General features: G+C 71.4%; 16 protein-coding genes and 1 pseudogene. 11 read left to right on the top strand and 6 right to left on the bottom strand.

What is annotated here, in order from left to right:
- Positions 1-149: 149 nt before the first annotated feature.
- Complete coding sequence (locus REH65_RS05495) at positions 150-2,171, top strand: CocE/NonD family hydrolase (RefSeq protein WP_406691539.1); 2,022 nt, start codon at positions 150-152, stop codon at positions 2,169-2,171.
- Between the two features lie 49 nt (positions 2,172-2,220).
- Here the strand turns inward: REH65_RS05495 and REH65_RS05490 are convergent, their stop codons facing one another.
- Complete coding sequence (locus tag REH65_RS05490) at positions 2,221-2,412, bottom strand: ubiquitin-like protein Pup (RefSeq protein ID WP_406691538.1); 192 nt, start codon at positions 2,410-2,412, stop codon at positions 2,221-2,223.
- A gap of 178 nt (positions 2,413-2,590) precedes the next feature.
- Positions 2,591-2,881 (bottom strand): WhiB family transcriptional regulator, encoded by a 291-nt coding sequence (locus REH65_RS05485; protein ID WP_406691537.1) that lies wholly within the window; start codon positions 2,879-2,881, stop codon positions 2,591-2,593.
- 147 nt (positions 2,882-3,028) lie between these two features.
- On the opposite strand from REH65_RS05485, the gene REH65_RS05480 reads away from it, so the two are divergent.
- Positions 3,029-3,775, top strand: coding sequence for an alpha/beta fold hydrolase (locus REH65_RS05480; RefSeq protein WP_406691536.1), 747 nt, complete (start codon positions 3,029-3,031; stop codon positions 3,773-3,775).
- A 4-nt stretch (positions 3,776-3,779) separates the two neighbouring features.
- On the opposite strand, the gene REH65_RS05475 is transcribed toward REH65_RS05480, so the two are convergent.
- The gene (locus REH65_RS05475; RefSeq protein WP_406691535.1) at positions 3,780-4,244 is read right to left on the bottom strand and encodes an ATP-binding protein; all 465 of its coding nucleotides are present in this window, start codon (positions 4,242-4,244) and stop codon (positions 3,780-3,782) included.
- 58 nt (positions 4,245-4,302) lie between these two features.
- The gene (locus REH65_RS05470; protein WP_406691534.1) at positions 4,303-4,713 is read right to left on the bottom strand and encodes an STAS domain-containing protein; all 411 of its coding nucleotides are present in this window, start codon (positions 4,711-4,713) and stop codon (positions 4,303-4,305) included.
- Between the two features lie 55 nt (positions 4,714-4,768).
- Here REH65_RS05470 and REH65_RS05465 point away from each other — a divergent pair, with 55 nt between their 5' ends.
- Positions 4,769-5,995, top strand: coding sequence for a PP2C family protein-serine/threonine phosphatase (locus tag REH65_RS05465; protein ID WP_406691533.1), 1,227 nt, complete (start codon positions 4,769-4,771; stop codon positions 5,993-5,995).
- 1 nt (position 5,996) lies between these two features.
- Here REH65_RS05465 and REH65_RS05460 read toward each other — a convergent pair whose 3' ends face one another.
- Positions 5,997-6,194 (bottom strand): DUF2795 domain-containing protein, encoded by a 198-nt coding sequence (locus REH65_RS05460; RefSeq protein ID WP_281455559.1) that lies wholly within the window; start codon positions 6,192-6,194, stop codon positions 5,997-5,999.
- A 64-nt stretch (positions 6,195-6,258) separates the two neighbouring features.
- On the bottom strand, positions 6,259-7,149 hold the full coding sequence (locus tag REH65_RS05455; protein ID WP_406691532.1) for an alpha/beta hydrolase: 891 nt from the start codon (positions 7,147-7,149) through the stop codon (positions 6,259-6,261).
- A 285-nt stretch (positions 7,150-7,434) separates the two neighbouring features.
- Here REH65_RS05455 and REH65_RS05450 point away from each other — a divergent pair, with 285 nt between their 5' ends.
- The 8 genes and pseudogenes from REH65_RS05450 (at position 7,435) to REH65_RS05415 (ending at position 15,854) form a co-directional block, all read left to right on the top strand.
- The gene (locus REH65_RS05450) at positions 7,435-8,223 is read left to right on the top strand and encodes an ABC transporter permease (RefSeq protein ID WP_281455558.1); all 789 of its coding nucleotides are present in this window, start codon (positions 7,435-7,437) and stop codon (positions 8,221-8,223) included.
- A gap of 3 nt (positions 8,224-8,226) precedes the next feature.
- Positions 8,227-9,066 (top strand): ABC transporter permease, encoded by an 840-nt coding sequence (locus REH65_RS05445; protein WP_281455557.1) that lies wholly within the window; start codon positions 8,227-8,229, stop codon positions 9,064-9,066.
- Positions 9,063-10,385, top strand: a complete 1,323-nt coding sequence (locus REH65_RS05440; RefSeq protein ID WP_281455556.1) for an MCE family protein — start codon at positions 9,063-9,065, stop codon at positions 10,383-10,385. The genes REH65_RS05445 and REH65_RS05440 overlap by 4 nt, the downstream gene beginning before the upstream one ends.
- Positions 10,382-11,409 (top strand): annotated as a pseudogene (locus REH65_RS05435) (MCE family protein). The gene REH65_RS05440 and the pseudogene REH65_RS05435 overlap by 4 nt, the downstream one beginning before the upstream one ends.
- The gene (locus REH65_RS05430; protein WP_406691531.1) at positions 11,406-12,422 is read left to right on the top strand and encodes an MCE family protein; all 1,017 of its coding nucleotides are present in this window, start codon (positions 11,406-11,408) and stop codon (positions 12,420-12,422) included. Before REH65_RS05435 ends, REH65_RS05430 begins: the two are co-directional and overlap by 4 nt.
- On the top strand, positions 12,419-13,603 hold the full coding sequence (locus REH65_RS05425) for an MCE family protein (protein ID WP_406691530.1): 1,185 nt from the start codon (positions 12,419-12,421) through the stop codon (positions 13,601-13,603). The genes REH65_RS05430 and REH65_RS05425 overlap by 4 nt, the downstream gene beginning before the upstream one ends.
- The gene (locus REH65_RS05420; RefSeq protein ID WP_406691529.1) at positions 13,603-14,751 is read left to right on the top strand and encodes an MCE family protein; all 1,149 of its coding nucleotides are present in this window, start codon (positions 13,603-13,605) and stop codon (positions 14,749-14,751) included. Before REH65_RS05425 ends, REH65_RS05420 begins: the two co-directional genes overlap by 1 nt.
- On the top strand, positions 14,748-15,854 hold the full coding sequence (locus REH65_RS05415) for an MCE family protein (RefSeq protein WP_406691528.1): 1,107 nt from the start codon (positions 14,748-14,750) through the stop codon (positions 15,852-15,854). The genes REH65_RS05420 and REH65_RS05415 overlap by 4 nt, the downstream gene beginning before the upstream one ends.
- Positions 15,855-15,866 lie beyond the last annotated feature (12 nt).

The raw sequence follows: 15,866 nt of genomic DNA, 5'->3' as shown, positions 1-15,866 counted from the left end.
TGCAGTCCTCCACCCGGTCGGCAGTCCTGTTCGGCGAGTAACCGCTGCGCCGCGTGGTGAAACGTGAACCGATCGGGCATGGCCGGATCGATTGATGGGTAGGTCAGCGGGTGGCGCCTGGGACCTGCCGTGACGACAGAGGAGGACGTGTGCGTGAGGTGAGCGAGCTCCCGCTCGGGACCAAGCAGGAGGAGATCTGGGTCCCGCTGGCCGACGGAACCCGGCTGTCCGGCCGCCTCTGGCGGCCCGTGGCATCGGACACCGAGCCGGTCCCCGCGGTGCTGGAGTTCATCCCGTACCGGCAGCGCGACCTCACCGCGATCCGCGATTCGATCCACCACCCGTACCTGGCCGGGCACGGCTACGCCTGTGCGCGCGTGGACCTGCGCGGCAGCGGCGAATCCGACGGCGTGCTCACCGACGAATACCTGGAGCTCGAACTCTCCGACGCGGAGGAGGTGCTGGCCTGGCTGGCCGAGCAGCCCTGGTGCACCGGCCGCACCGGCATGATGGGCATCTCCTGGGGCGGTTTCAACGCCCTGCAGGTCGCCGCCCGCCGCCCGGAGAGCCTGGGCGCGATCGCCGCGCTGTGCTGCGCGGACGACCGCTACGCCGACGACGTGCACTACATGGGCGGCTGCCTGCTCAGCGACAACCTGTCGTGGGCGAGCACCATGTTCGCCTACAACTCCTGCCCGCCCGACCCGGCCGTGGTCGGGGACCGGTGGGAGGAGATGTGGCGCGAGCGCATGGAGGAGAGCGGCCTGTGGCTGGACACCTGGCTGCGCCACCAGCGCCGCGACGACTACTGGCGGCACGGTTCGATCTGCGAGGACTTCTCCGACGTCGGCTGCCCGGTGCTGGCGGTCAGCGGCTGGGCCGACGGTTACTCCAACGCGGTGTTCCGCCTGATGCAGAACCTCGACGTGCCGCGCCGCGGCCTGATCGGGCCGTGGTCGCACAAGTACCCGCACCTGGGCCGGCCGGGCCCGGCCATCGGATTCCTGCAGGAGCTCGTGCGCTGGTGGGACCGCTGGCTCAAGGACGTCGACAACGGCGTGATGGACGAGCCGGTGCTGTGCACCTGGATGCAGGAGAGCATGCCACCCTCCACCAGCTACGAGGATCGGCCCGGTCGATGGGTCGGCGAGCCGTCGTGGCCCTCGCCGCACGTGCACCGCACCCGATTCCCGTTGGCGCAGAACACGATCGGTCGGCCGGGGGAGGAGCGGCGGAGCCCACCGGTCACGGTGTGCTCACCGCTGTCCGTCGGGCAGTACGGCGGCAAGTGGTGCTCCTACAACGCGCCGCCGGACCTTCCCTACGACCAGCGCGAGGAGGACGGCGGTTCGCTGGTGTTCGACACCGACCCGCTGGAGGAGCGCTGCGAGATCCTCGGCGGCCCGCTGCTGGACGTCTGCGTCGAGGTCGACCGCCCGGTGGCGATGCTGGCCGCGCGGCTGTCCGACGTCGGCCCGGAGGGCCAGGCCACGCGCGTGACCTACGGGCTGCTCAACCTGACCCACCGCGACGGCCACGACGAGCCGAAGCCGCTGGAACCCGGTGTGCGCTACCAGGTTCAGCTGCGGATCAACGGTGTTGCGCAGGCCTTCCCGGCGGGCCACCGCATCCGGCTGGCGCTGTCCACTTCGTACTGGCCGCTGGCCTGGCCACCGCCGGAGCGGGTGCGGTTGACCGTCCACCCGGAGGACAGCGAACTCGAACTGCCGCTGCGCCCGCCGGAGGAGGCCGACGAGCTTCCCACGCCGCTGTTCGGCGAGCCCGAGGGCGCGCCCCCGGTTCGGGCCAAGCAGATCGCCCCCGGTGAGGAGCAGTGGCAGGTCAGCAGGGATCTCGTCGACTACCGGTCGTCGCTGGAGGTCATCAAGGACCTGGGCCGGGTGCGCTTCAGCGACATCGACCTCGACGTCGACCGGCGCGCCGTCGAGCGCTACAGCTGGGTCGGCGAGGACTTCGACTCCGCACGCGGTGAGACGGAGTGGACGCTGCGGTTCGCCCGCGGCGACTGGTCGGTGCGCACCAGCACGCGCACCGCTCTCACCTCCACACCGCACGAGTTCCGGCTGCACGCCGAGCTGGACGGCTACCTCGGGGGCGAGCGGGTGTTCTCCAAGAACTGGGACCGCCGCATCCCGCGGGATCACGTGTGACCGAAGCGGCTCGGCGCCGGCACTCCCGGCGCCGAGCCGCACGCGGTGGTCATTGACCGCTCTTCTGGACGTAGCCGCGGACGAACTCCTCGGGAGCGTCCTCCAGGACGTCGTCGATCTCGCCCAGCAGGTCGTCGGTCTCCTCGTCGAGCTGTTCGCGTCGCTCCTGCCCCGACGTCGTCGGGGCAGGAGCGGCCTCGTCGTCGTCCTTCGGCGGTGTGCGAGGTCGTTCCTGGTGCATTGTCGCCTCCACGATGGCCAGCGGTTCCTGCCGTCGCGCAATACCCCTTGCGGCGCAACGATAATCTCAGCGCCGCCGCGGGGTCGCCCCGATCAGCCGTGTGGGGAGCGAAAGGAGTCCGGGCAGGACGCTCAGCGGACGCCGGCAGCTTCCGCTCGCACCGCACATCGCGCGAGTTCTACGCCGCCGCGTTGCGGCGCCGGCCGAGCAGGGCGCGGCGTTCCTGTTCGCCGAGCCCACCCCACACGCCGTAGGGCTCGTGCGTCCTGAGCGCGTGCTCCCGGCACTGCGCGATGACCGGGCAGCGCCGGCACACGGCCTTGGCCTGCCGCTCGCGCTCGGCGCGCGGCTGCCCCCGCTCGTTGTCGGGGTGGAAGAAGCGGCTCGTCCTGAGGTCTCGGCAAGCCGCGCGCAGTTGCCACTGCCAGGATTCGCTGGTGGGCTTGGGAAGCCGTGTCGTGGCGGTCATCTGTCACCCCAATCGAGAGGTGTGTTGATCATCCGGTCGGCCGTCGGAATACCCGTGCGGGCCACCGCTCACACGTCTCCGCTCGGATCGGCCGATGATCGTTCGACCCGCACGACGCGGCGCTTCAGCCGGCCGGAGAGGATTCGCATGCAGCGCACCCGGATCGTCCTGCAACGCCCGGACCTCTCGCCCGACGGTCTGGTGGCCTGGCACGTGGGCGGATCACGCCCGCCGCTGGTGTGCGTGCACGGAGCCGGTGTCTCCAGCCGCGAACTGCTGCCCTTCGTGGCCGGGCGTTCGGGCATCCGCGAGACGTGGGCGGTGGACCTGCCGGGCTTCGGATCGAGCAGCGGGCCTCGTCGGCCGCTCGACCTCGACGGACTGGCCCAGGCCGTCGAGGCGTGGCGGGACGCGGCCGGACTGGGCGAGGTGAGCCTGCTGGGCTGCTCGTTCGGCTGTCAGGTCGCGGTCGAAGCCGCGCTGCGCGCCCCGGAGAAGGTGCGCGGTCTCGTCCTGGTCGGACCGACCACCGATCCGCGGGCTCGCAGCGCGGTGGGGCAGCTGCGGCGGTGGCTGCGCAATTCGCGACACGAACCGCGCGGTCTGGCGCCGCTGACCTTCCGCGACTACCGGGAAGCCGGGTTCCGCCGCGCGATGAGCAGTTTCGCCGAGTCGATCCGCGACCGCGTCGAGGACAAGCTGCCCGCGATCGACGTCCCGGTACTGGTGGTCAGGGGAGAGCACGACGCGCTCGTCCCGCACGGCTGGGCGCGGCGGGTGACCTCCTCGCTGCCCCGAGGCCGCCTCGTCACCTGGCCCGGCGCCGCACACATGGTGCCGTACTCGGCACCGCGCGAATTCGGCGATCTCGTCGAGGAATTCCTCACCGGCTGAACGCTCAGGCGTCCGCCGCCGCCATGTCGTCGTCGCTGTGCCGCACCGGTGCGGTCCAGCGCATCCGGACGCGGGTGCCGTGCTCGCCGGAGGTCACCACGGCCTCGTCGGCGAGCCGTTCGATCAGGGGCAGGCCGCGCTTGCGCTTCGGGTCGCTCTCGTGCGGCGGGCGCCAGCTGCCGTGGTCGGTGACGGTCACCTCGATCCCGGCGGCGCCGCGGACGACGTCCAGGTCCAGGAAGCCGTCGTCGTCGGCGTAGGCGTGTTCGACGGCGTTGGCCATCGCCTCGTACGCGGCCAGGGCCAAGGACTCGGCGATCTCGTCGCCGAGTCCTGCCGCTCGGGCCCACTCATCCACTTCGTCGCGCAGCGGCGGCAGGTTGCCGGCAGAGGCGGGCACGCCGTGACGGCGGAGCTCGTCGACGCCCCCGGAGCTCACCTCCGGCCCGCCTGGCTGAGCGGGTGCCATAGTTGCGTCCTAACAGTTCAGGCTCACTCGCAGCTCTAGGGTAGGCGCGCTCGCCCGATCACAAACTCGTCGTGCCGACGAGCGCTCCCTCCCGATCGGAGAAGACGTCCAACTCCTCGTCCAACCCCATGAGCTGGATCGGGCGCCGGGTGGCCGGGTTGTTCGCGACGACGCGGAAGAGGACGTCCGCGGCCTCGGCGTTGCGGTGCGCGCGCACGAGCACGGCCAGTCCGGCCGACGACAGGAACGTGACGGCGGTGATGTCGAGCACCAGCACGTCGGGCCGGTCGCCGACCGCTTGATCCAGGACCGTCTCCAGCTGCGGCGCGTTGACGAGCTCGACCTCGCCGGTGGCGGTGACGAAGAGCGTGCGGCCCGACCACTCGGTCACCGCGCTGAAGGGTGCTTGGTGTTCGTTGATGTCGGGATCCATGCTCTCCATGATGGTGTCGACGACCGTTCCTGGCAAAGACCGGTCCTCAGTGGCGCAGACGGGAGGCCGCGCGGACGTTATTGTGGCTGACATGCATGCTTCCGCGGAGTCTTCCGCCGAGGAGCGTTTGCGACGCATCGAACTGGTCACGGACACGTCGCTCGCCCACCTGGACGTCAACGACCTGCTGGGGGAGATCCTCGAACGGGTGCGCGAGGTCCTGGACGTGGACATGGCGACCGTCCTGCTGCTCGACCCCGACGGCGAGGAACTCATCGCCACCGCGGCGGTCGGCATCGACGACGACGTCAAGCAGGGCGTGCGCATGCCGGTCGGCCACGGCTTCGCCGGCGCGGTCCTGAGCCACCGCAAGGCCTGCGTGTTCGACCACGTGGCCGATCGGCACCTGGTCAGCCGCGCGCTGCGGGACAGGGGCATCAGATCGCTGGCGGGTGCCCCCATGGTCGCCGACGGCGAGGCGATCGGAGTGCTGTGCGTCGGCGCTTTCACCGAGCACGGGTTCACCGATGACGACGCGCAGCTGGTGCAGGTCGCCGCCGACCGGCTCGCCTCGGTCTCGCAGGTGGGCTCGTCGCGCTCCGAGCGGATCGCCGCGACCGTGCTCCAGCACAGCCTGCTGCCCGGCAGGCTGCCTCCGGTCCCCGGGGCGTCGATGGACGGCCGCTACGTCGGCGGCGCGGACCACGGGATCGGCGGCGACTGGTACGACGTGTTCCGGCTGCCGTCGGGGCGCGTCGGGATCGTGGTCGGCGACGTCGTCGGCCACGGGCTGTCGGCGGCCGTGGTCATGGGGCGGCTGCGCAGCGCGCTGCGCGCCTACGCGCTCGACGACGAGGACCCGGCCCGCGTGCTGCACAAGCTCGACCGCAAGGTGACGCACTTCGAGCCCGACGCCATGGCCACCGTCTGCTACGCCCTCTACGACCCGGAGACGGCGCGGCTGGCCTTCTCGCTCGCCGGGCACCTGACCCCGGTGCTGGGCCGTCCCGGCGAGCGCGGCGAGCTCGTGGACGCGCCCGTCGACCCGCCGGTCGGGGTGGCGGTGTCGAAGCGGCCGCGGCGCACGACCGAGATCGAGATCCCGCCGGAATCGGTGGTGTGCTTCTACACGGACGGCCTCATCGAACGCCGCCAGCAGTCGATCGACATCGGGCTGAAGAGCTTGTGCGGTGCGGTCACCTGCGCACCGGCGAGCGAGGTGTGCGCGTCGGTGATGAACCAGCTGGTGACCTCCGCGTCGTCCGGGGACGACGTCACCTTGCTGGTCCTCAGCAGAACGTCCGCCGCCGGCAGCTGACTCAGCTGCCGAACGCGACTTCGTCGCGCACCTCCTCCTGCGTCTCGTAGGTGCGGTCGGGCACGAGCCGAACCGCTCTCAGCACCTCGTTGTCGACGCCCTGCTCCTCGGCGATGTGCACGAGTTCGGCCTTGCTGACCGGGTAGTGCACCTCCTTGAGGAACGGTTGCACGCGGTCGGGGTCGGGCGGATGCGTCATCACCGCTCACCTCTTCGGCAGGTCGGGGGAGGGCCTCAGGGTGGTTTCCCCGTTCGCGGCGATCTCAATCACCGACGAGCGCGGCAACCCGGTTCGTCGCGTGCTCGGCCTCCGGCAGCGACTGCAGCACCCAGCCGTGGAACATCCCGCCGTACTCCTCGTAGTCGATGTCGGCGCCGGTCTCGCGGACCCGGTCGCGCAGCCGGCGCGAGTCGGTGAGCAGCACATCCCGGGTGCCGGTGAACACGCTGATCGGCGCCAGGCCGGACAGGTCGCCGAACAGCGGGCTCACCCGCGGATCGCGCAGGTCGAGATCCCGGGTGTAGAGGTGGGCGGCCTCGCGCAGACCGGGCGCGCTCAGGAACGGGTCGTGCGGCTCCCGCTCGGCGATCCCGGGATCGCTGGTCGTGAGGTCCAGCCAGGGCGCGAACAGCACCAGGCGGCGCGGCTGCGGCCTGCCGTGCAACTTGATCCGCTGCGCCACGAACAGGGCCAGACCGCCGCCCGCGGAATCCCCCATGAGCACCTGGTCCTGCGGCGGCAGCCCGCTGAGGACCTTCTCGTAGGTCTCCCACACCATCGCCACCGTCTCGTCGTAGGCGTACGCGGGTGCCAGCGGGTAGATCGGGACGGTCACCACCGATCCGGTCGCCTCGATCAGCCGCGCCAGGAAGCGCCAGTGGGCGTGCTCCACCTGGTGCACGTAGGCGCCGCCGTGCAGGTAGAGGATGTGCTGGGAGTTCTCCGGTTCCCGCGGGTGCAGCGTGTAGCAGCGGTGGCCGAGCACATCGGCCTCCTCGACGTCGAAGCGGCGGTAGACCCAACGCGGCACCTGCACGCTCTCCGCCTGGTGGCTCTCGGCGCTCTCCCGCAACTTCGCGGGATCGGCGAAGACCTCCTTGCGCCGCGTCAGCCAGTACTTGGCGAGGATCAGGCGCGCCTGCCAGCTCACCACGCCGCGGACCTCCGTTCCGTCGACCTCCGCTCGCGGGTACCCGCTCCGACCGGCTCGAAAACCGCCACGATCGGGTGAGTGGACGGTTCCGCTCCACTTGGGACTCTGGAATCGACTGGGGTGGAAGCACTCTCGAATCGATCGGGAATGTCCATCGCTCCTGGGGTCGGTTCGGGTTACGGGCGATGTGCATCAGGCCGGGTGAATCCTGGGGCACTGTGCCCCTGGTTGCGCGGTGTGTGGCTGATCACTCTGGATGCCCTGCCGAGATCACGGGGAGCCGCGATGGGTGTTGGGGTGGCGCGACCGGCCGGTACCGGTCCGCTCAGCGAAACCGGACGCTTGTTCCTGCACGCCGTGGACGTGGCCAGGGCGGTGTTCGCCCGGCCGTTCCAGTGGCGCGAGTTCGTCCAGCAGTCCTGGTTCGTGGCCAGCGTGACCATCGTGCCGACCGCGCTGGTGTCCATCCCGTTCGGGGCGGTGATCGCGCTCCAACTCGGGTCTCTGACCAAGCAGATCGGGGCGCAGTCGTTCACCGGGGCCTCCAGCGTGCTGGCCATCATCCAGCAGGCCAGCCCGCTGATCACCGCGCTGCTCATCGCCGGGGCGGGCGGGTCGGCGATCTGCGCCGACCTGGGCGCGCGCACCATCCGCGACGAGATCGCCGCGATGGAGACGCTGGGCGTCTCGCCGATCCACCGGCTGGTGGTTCCGCGCGTGCTCGCGGCGATGCTCATCGCCACCCTGCTCAACGGGGTGGTCAGCGTCGTCGGAGTGCTCGGCGGGTACTTCTTCAACGTCATCATGCAGGGCGGCACCCCCGGCGCCTACATGGCCAGCTTCAACGGGCTCGCCCAGCTGCCCGACCTGTGGATCGGCGAGATCAAGGCGGTGATCTTCGGCTTCATCGCCGGGGTGGTCGCCGCGCACCGCGGCCTGAACCCCGCTCCCGGGCCGAAAGGTGTGGGGGACGCGGTGAACCAGGCCGTGGTCATCTCGTTCATGCTGCTGTTCCTGGTGAACGTGGTGCTCACCGCGATCTACCTGCAGCTCGTCCCGCCGAAGGGGATGTGAGCCGTGGTCGTGGCGACCGGCCGCGTCCGGCGGCTGCTCCACCGCCCGCTGGCGGTGCTCGACACCGCCGGGGACCAGGCGCTGTTCTACCTGCGCGCGATCGCGTGGGCACCGCGCACGCTGCGCCGCTACTCCAAGGAGGTGCTGCGGCTGCTGGCCGAGGTCACCTTCGGCAGCGGTGCGCTGGCGGTGCTCGGCGGCACGATCGGGGTGATGGTGGGCATGACGCTGTTCACCGGAACCGTCGTCGGCATGCAGGGCTACACCGCGCTCAACCAGCTCGGCACCGCCAGCTTCACCGGGTTCGTCTCCGCCTACTTCAACACCCGCGAGGTCGCCCCGCTGGTCGCCGGCCTGGCGCTCTCGGCGACCGTGGGGTGCGGGTTCACCGCGCAGCTGGGCGCCATGCGCATCTCCGAGGAGATCGACGCGCTGGAGGTCATGGCGGTGCGCAGCGTGCCGTTCCTGGTCACCACCCGCGTGCTGGCGGGGATCGGCGCGGTGATCCCGCTGTACGTGATCGGGCTGATGTCGTCCTACCTGGCCTCGCGGGTGATCACCGTCTACTTCTACGGGCAGTCGGCGGGCACCTACGACCACTACTTCCACCTGTTCCTGCCACCGGAGGACGTGCTGTTCTCCTTCGGCAAGGTGCTGCTGTTCAGCCTGATGATCATCCTGGTGCACTGCTACTACGGCTTCCGGGCGGCCGGCGGCCCCGCCGGGGTCGGCAGCGCGGTGGGCCGCGCGGTGCGCACCGCGATCATCTCGCTCAACGTGCTGGACTTCTTCCTGAGCCTGGCCATCTGGGGCGCCACCACGACCGTGCGGATCGCCGGATGAGGGCGGGGGAGCGGGTCGAGACGCTGCGCCGCCGAGTGGTGGGCGCGGTGTTCCTCAGCGTGATCGCGCTGTTCCTGGCCTCCACGGTCGCGGTGTACCAGAAGGCGTTCACGCCGGTGGTGCACGTGCTGCTGCGCACCGACCGGGTCGGCAACCAGCTGCAACCGCCCTCCGACGTCAAGGTGCGCGGGCTGGTCGTCGGCGAGGTGCGGGAGGTGCGCGCCACCGCGACCGGAGCCGAGCTGGACCTGGCGCTGCACCCGGACAAGGCACCGCTCATCCCCGCCGGGGTCAGCGCCCGGCTGCTGCCCAAGACCCTGTTCGGCGAGCGCTACGTCAGCCTCGTCCCGCCACCGGGCCCCAGCCGCGAGTCGCTGCGCGACGACGACGTCATCGAGCAGGACCGCAGCCGGACCTCGATCGAGCTGGAGAAGGTGCTCAGCGACCTGATGCCGGTGCTGCAGGCCGTCCGGCCGGACAAGCTCGCCACCACCCTCAACACGGTCTCGATGGCGCTGGACGGACGCGGCGAGCAGCTCGGCGAGACGCTGGTGGCCACCAACGCCTACCTGGAGCGGTTCAACCCGGTGCTGCCGGAGCTGAAGGGGAACATCCGGGCGCTGGCCGACGTGGCACACCTCTACGCCGATGCCGCCCCGGATCTCGCGCAGGCGCTGCGCGACCTGGCCGTCAACCACCGCACCGTCGCCGACAACCGGGCGGGCCTGGACCGCCTGTACCGCACGGTCACCACCGGTTCCGCGGACCTGGACGGGTTCCTGCGCGCCAACTCCGAGAACATCATCGGGCTCAACGCGGCCAGCCGCGAGCACCTGGCGCTGCTGGCCCGCTACGCGCCCGAATACCCCTGCCTGCTCGACGATCTCGCCGACGCCGTGCCGCGCCTCGACCAGGTCGCGGGCAAGGGGACCGACACGCCCGGCGTGATCCGGCTCCGGGTGGAGATCAGCGACGACGGCGCCAAGTACCTGCCCGGCCACGACGAACCCCGCTGGCAGGACCGGCGCGGACCCCGCTGCTACGACCAGGTCCCGATGCCCGCCGACCTGCCCGGCGGCGGACCGCCGCGAGACGGCTCGACGCACCCGCCGCAGCGCGAGCAGCGCACACCACCTGCCGCGACGAGCCCGAGCTCGGCCACCGGACCCGCCGGGTCGCTCCAGCACTCCCCGGCCGAGCGGAACCTGATCGCCGCGCTGCTGTCACCGGCGACGCGGCTGCGCCCGGACGAAGTGCCGGGCTGGAGCACGCTGCTGGTCGGACCGCTGTACCGAGGAGCGGAGGTGGACGTGCGATGAGATCGATGAGGCCGTCGCTGACCAAGCTCATCGCGTTCGTCGCGGTGACGCTGCTGGCCACCGGACTGCTCGGCGTCACCATCGCGAACACGAGTGTCGGCCCCACCACCGGGTATTCGGCCCGGTTCACCGATGTCACCGGCCTCAACGAGGGCGACGACGTGCGCATCGCCGGGGTCAAGGTCGGCCAGGTCCGCTCCATCGAGATCGCCGAGCGCCGCCAGGCGCACGTGGAGTTCACGCTCTACGGCGACCGCGCCCTGCCGCGCTCGACGACCGCGTCGATCAAGTACCGCAACCTCGTCGGCCAGCGCTACCTCGCCGTCGAGAGGGGGGAGGGCACCCGCGAGATGCTCCCGGAGGGCGCCACGATCCCGATCGACCGCACCCGGCCCGCGCTGAACCTCACCGCGCTGTTCAACGGGTTCAAGCCGCTGCTGCAGGCGCTCTCGCCGGAGGACGTCAACAAGCTCTCGCACGCGATCATCCAGACGCTGCAGGGCGAAGGCGGAACCGCGCAGAGCCTGCTGGCCCACATCGGATCGCTGACGCGGACGCTGGCCTCCCGCGACCAGGTGATCGGCGAGGTCATCAGCCGGCTCAACGAGGTGCTCGGCACCGTCAATAGCCGCAACGCCGAGCTCGACGAGGTGCTGGTGCACACCCAGCAGGTCGTGTCCGGGCTGGCCGCCGACCGCGAGCAGATCGGCTCGGCTGTCGAGGGGATGGCCAGGTCAACGAGGCGACCGCCGGGCTGCTCGCCGAGGGCAGGCAGCCGCTGCGCGAGAGCATCCAGCACCTCGGCGCGCTCGCCCACCACCTCGACGGCCACCGGCCGCTGGTGGAGCGCTTCGCCGCCGGGCTGCCGGACAAGCTCAACACCATCAACCGCACCGCCAGCTACGGGTCGTGGTTCAACTACTTCCTCTGCCGCAGCTCCGGGCAGGTGCGCATCTCGAACCTCGGTGTGGCCGTGCCGCTCCCGGCCACGGCGCCGGAGCAGATGCCGGGGAGGTGCCGATGATCGGGAGGCTCAGGAGACGGGACCCGGCGGCCGCCGGGGCGGTGGGTCTGGTGCTGATCACGCTGGTCTCGCTGCTGGCGTTCCACTTCGAGGACCTGCCCGTCGTCGGCGGCACCACCTACCGCGCGCAGTTCACCGAGGCAGCCGGGCTCAAACCCGACGACGAGGTCCGCATCGCCGGGGTCAAGGCGGGCACCGTGACGTCGATGTCGTTGCGCGGCAAGCACGTCGAGGTCGCCTTCCGCGTCGACGACGCCTGGGTCGGTGACCGCACCACCGCCTCCATCGAGATCAAAACCCTGCTCGGGCAGAAGTTCCTGGCGCTGGACCCGCAGGGCGAGCGCGAACAGGACTCCGCCGCGACGATCCCGGCCGACCGCACCCGGTCGCCCTACGACGTCACCGAGGCGTTCCAGGACCTCGGCCGCACCTCCGGCGAGGTCGACACCGCCGCGCTCGCGCAGAGCTTCCGGACCATGGCCGACACGTTCCGCGGCACGCCCGCCCACGTCGGCGAGGCGCTGCGCGGGCTCTCGTCGTTCTCGCAGGTCATCTCGAAGCGCGACGAGCAGCTCAAGCAGCTGCTGAGCAACACCCGCCAGGTCAGCCGGGTGCTCGGCGACCGCGACGAGGTCTTCGCCCGGCTGCTCGCGGACGGCAACCTGCTGCTGGAGGAGATCCGGTTCCGCCGGGAGGCCATCAGCGCGCTGCTGCGCAGCACCCGGGAGCTCTCCGAGCAGCTGCGCGGGCTGGTCGCCGACAACCACGCGCAGCTGCGGCCCGCGCTGACCACGCTGGAGCGGGTCACCGCGGTCCTGCACCGCAACCAGGCCAACCTCGACCGGGGTCTGCAGAACCTCGCCCCGTTCGCCCGCTACTTCAGCAACACCGTCGCCAACGGGCGCTGGTTCGACAGCTACGTGTGCGGCCAGGTCCCGCCCGTGCTGCACGCCGGACCGGTGTCGGCCAACGAGCAGGGCTGCCACCCGCCGGTCGAGGGAGGTCCGCGATGAGCAGGCGGCTGATGGCGATCGTGATCGCGGTGGCGCTGGTGGTCACCGGCACCACCTGGTGGGCGGTGGCCAGTGCCGCGCGCACCTCGGTGACCGCGCACTTCGGAGCGACCGTCGGGCTCTTCCCGGGCTCGGACGTGCGGGTGCTGGGCATGCGGGTCGGCTCGGTGACCGAGGTCGTGCCGGAGGGCACTCGGGTGCGCGTGGAGATGCGCCTCGACGAGGGCACGCCGATCCCCGCCGACGCGAAAGCCGTTGCCGTGGCGCCGAGCCTGGTCAGCGACCGCTACGTGCAACTGGCCCCGGTCTACGAGGGCGGGCCGCAGCTGGCCGACGGCGCCGTGATCCCGCGCGAGCGCACCGCGACCCCGCTGGAGCTCGACGAGATCAACCGCAACACCGACCGCACCGTGCGGATGCTCGGCCCGGACGGGGCGAACCGGGAGGGCGCGCTGTCGGACTTCCTCGACGTGCAGGCCGCCAACCTGGACGGCCGCGGCGCCGAGCTCAACGACATGCTGCGCCGCCTCGGCGAGGCCACCACGACGCTGTCCGGGTCGAAGGAGGACATGTTCGCCACCGTCGACGACCTGCAGCTGTTCAACCGCACGCTGGCCGACAGCGACCAGGAGGTCCGCCGGTTCAACACCCAGCTCGCCGACGCCGCGTCGTTCCTGGCCGCCGAACGCGGTGAACTCGGTTCCGCGCTGCGGGAACTCGGCCCCGCGCTGGCCGACACCGCCGGTTTCATCCGCGACAACCGCGCCGTGCTCCAGTCCAACGTGGACCACCTGAGGGCGGTCACGCAGGTGCTCGTCGACCAGCGGGCGGCGCTGGAGGAGGTCACCGACCTGGCGCCGCTGGGCCTCTCCAACCTCGCCAACACCTACGACGCCTCCGCCGGGGTCACCCGCACCCGCGGCAACATCAACGAGCTCACCCACCCGCCGATCGTCCTCGTCTGCAAGCTGCTCCGGCAGTCACCACCGCAACGCCCCGTGCCACCGGTGCTCGCCGACGCCTGCGCGCGCATCGAACCGGTCGTCACCGGAGCTCTCCCGCTGCCGTCCCCGGCCGAGGCGATGACGTCCCTGCAGCGCGGGCACGCGCCCGACATCCCGCTGCCGCTCGTCGACGCCCTGCGCGACACCGGTTCCCCGCACCCGGGAGGTGGCCGCTGATGCGGATCGCGATGCTGCTGCTCAGCGCCCTGCTGGTCACCGGGTGCGGGCAGCACGGCTTCACCGGGATGTACGACGCACCGCTGCCCGGAGGCGCCGACCTCGGCGACGACCCGTACCGGGTGACCGCGCAGCTGGCCGACGTGCTGGACCTGGTGCCGCAGGCCAGCGTGAAGGTCAACGACGTCGCCGTCGGGCGGGTCTCCGCCATCCGGCTCGCCCCCGACGGCTGGACCGCCGAGGTCGACATGGAGATCAACCGCGACGTGCGGTTGCCCGCAGCCGCGCTCGCGCAGCTGCGCCAGTCCAGCCTGCTCGGCGAGAAGTACGTCCAGCTCGACGGTTCCCCCGCGCCGGGCGGTGCGCTGCTGACCGACGGCGACCGGATCCCGTTGTCGCGCACCAACCGCCACCCGCAGGTCGAAGAGGTGCTGGGCGCACTGTCGATGCTGCTCAACGGCGGCGGGATCGGGCAGCTGCAGCACATCAACCAGGAGCTCGGCGCCGCGCTGTCGGGGAACGAGGACGACATCCGGTCGCTGCACCGCAACCTGGAGGTCTTCACCCGCGAGCTCGACGGCCAGCGCGACGAGATCACCCGCGTCCTCGACGGTCTCAACCGGCTCGCCGCCTCCCTCGTCGGGCAGCAGCACGACATCGCCTTCGCGCTGGACAACCTCGGACCGGGGCTGAAGGTCATCAACGAGCAGCGCGGGCAGCTCGTCACGATGCTCCAGCAGATGGACCGACTCTCCGAGGTCGCCGTGGAGACCACGGAGCGCAGCCAGGACGACGCCGTGGCGAACCTGCGGTCGCTGAGCCCGATCCTGCAGAAGCTCGCCGAAGCGGGCGAGGACCTCCCCAGATCGCTGGAAGTCCTGGTCACCTTCCCGTTCACCGACTACACGGTCAACGCCATCAAGGGCGACTACACCAACCTGGACCTGCAGCTGGACCTCGACCTGAGCACCTTCGTGGACAACGTGCTGCAGGGACGGCCGCCGCCCACCGGCGGCGCCGGGCCCGGCGAACCACCGCTGCCGATCCCCGCCCCCGCGCCCGGACCGGCCCCCGCCCCCGGGCCGGCCCTGCCGCCGCCACCGCGACCGGGCGGACCGTTCGACGTCGTGCTCGGAGGTGGCCGGTGATCTCCCAACGGGTCAAGCTGCAGCTCGGGGCGTTCGCGCTGATCGCCCTGGTCGGCATCACCTACGTCGGCGCCACCTACGCCGGGCTGGACCGTCTTGTGTCCTCCCGCGGGTACACCGCCGTGGCGCGGTTCCGGGACTCCGGCGGCATCTTCACCAACGCCGAGGTCACCTACCGCGGACTGCCGATCGGGCGGGTCGGGCCGCTGCGGCTGACGCCCGAGGGCGTCGACGTGTCGCTGGAGATCGAGGACAGCGCGCCGGAGGTCCCGGCCGACACCGACGCCGTCGTCACCAACCGCTCGGCGGTGGGGGAGCAGTACGTCGACCTGCGTCCCCGCTCCGACGGCGGCCCGCACCTGCGGGACGGTTCGGTGATCGGCAGCGATCGCACCTCGATCCCGGTGCCGCCGGAGGAGCTGCTGGCCAACCTGGACCGCACCGTCAGCAGCATCCCGATCGGATCGCTGCAGACCGTGGTCACCGAGCTCGACCTGGCCTTCACCGGCCTCAACGGACCGCTCGGCGCCCTGCTGGACACCTCCCACGCCTACACCCGGCACGCCACCGACCACCTGCCGCAAACCCTCGACCTGATCACCAGCGGCCGGACCGTGCTGGAGACCCAGCGGGAGCAGGGCGCCGAGATCGCCTCGTTCAGCCGCGACCTGCACGCCTTCGCCGGGCAGCTGCGCGCCTCCGACGCCGACCTGCGGCGCGTCGTCGGCGCGGCACCGGATGCCGCCGAGCAGGTCAGCGGGCTGCTGCGGGACACCGGACCGCAGCTCGGCGGCCTGGTCGGCAACCTGCTGACCACCGCGAACGTCTACCGCACCCGGCTCGACGGGGTGGAGCAGCTGCTCGTCACCTACCCCAGCCTCGCGGAGGGCACCAAGACCACCGTTCCCGGCGACGGCCGAGCCCGATTCGGCCTGGTCCTGAACAACTTCGACCCGTTCGTCTGCACCCGCGGCTACGAGAGCACCCACCAGCGCGCGGGCACCGACCTCGCCGAAGTCCCGGCCAACCTCCACGCCCACTGCGCGGAACCCCCGGGCAGCCCCATCAACGTCCGAGGCGCCCAGCGCGAACACCCCCGGTGATCACCTCTCCCC

It is taken from the genome of Saccharopolyspora sp. ID03-671 (assembly GCF_045278815.1).
GTDB lineage: Bacteria > Actinomycetota > Actinomycetes > Mycobacteriales > Pseudonocardiaceae > Saccharopolyspora > Saccharopolyspora ipomoeae.
This window is presented reverse-complemented; position numbering and strand designations above follow the sequence as displayed.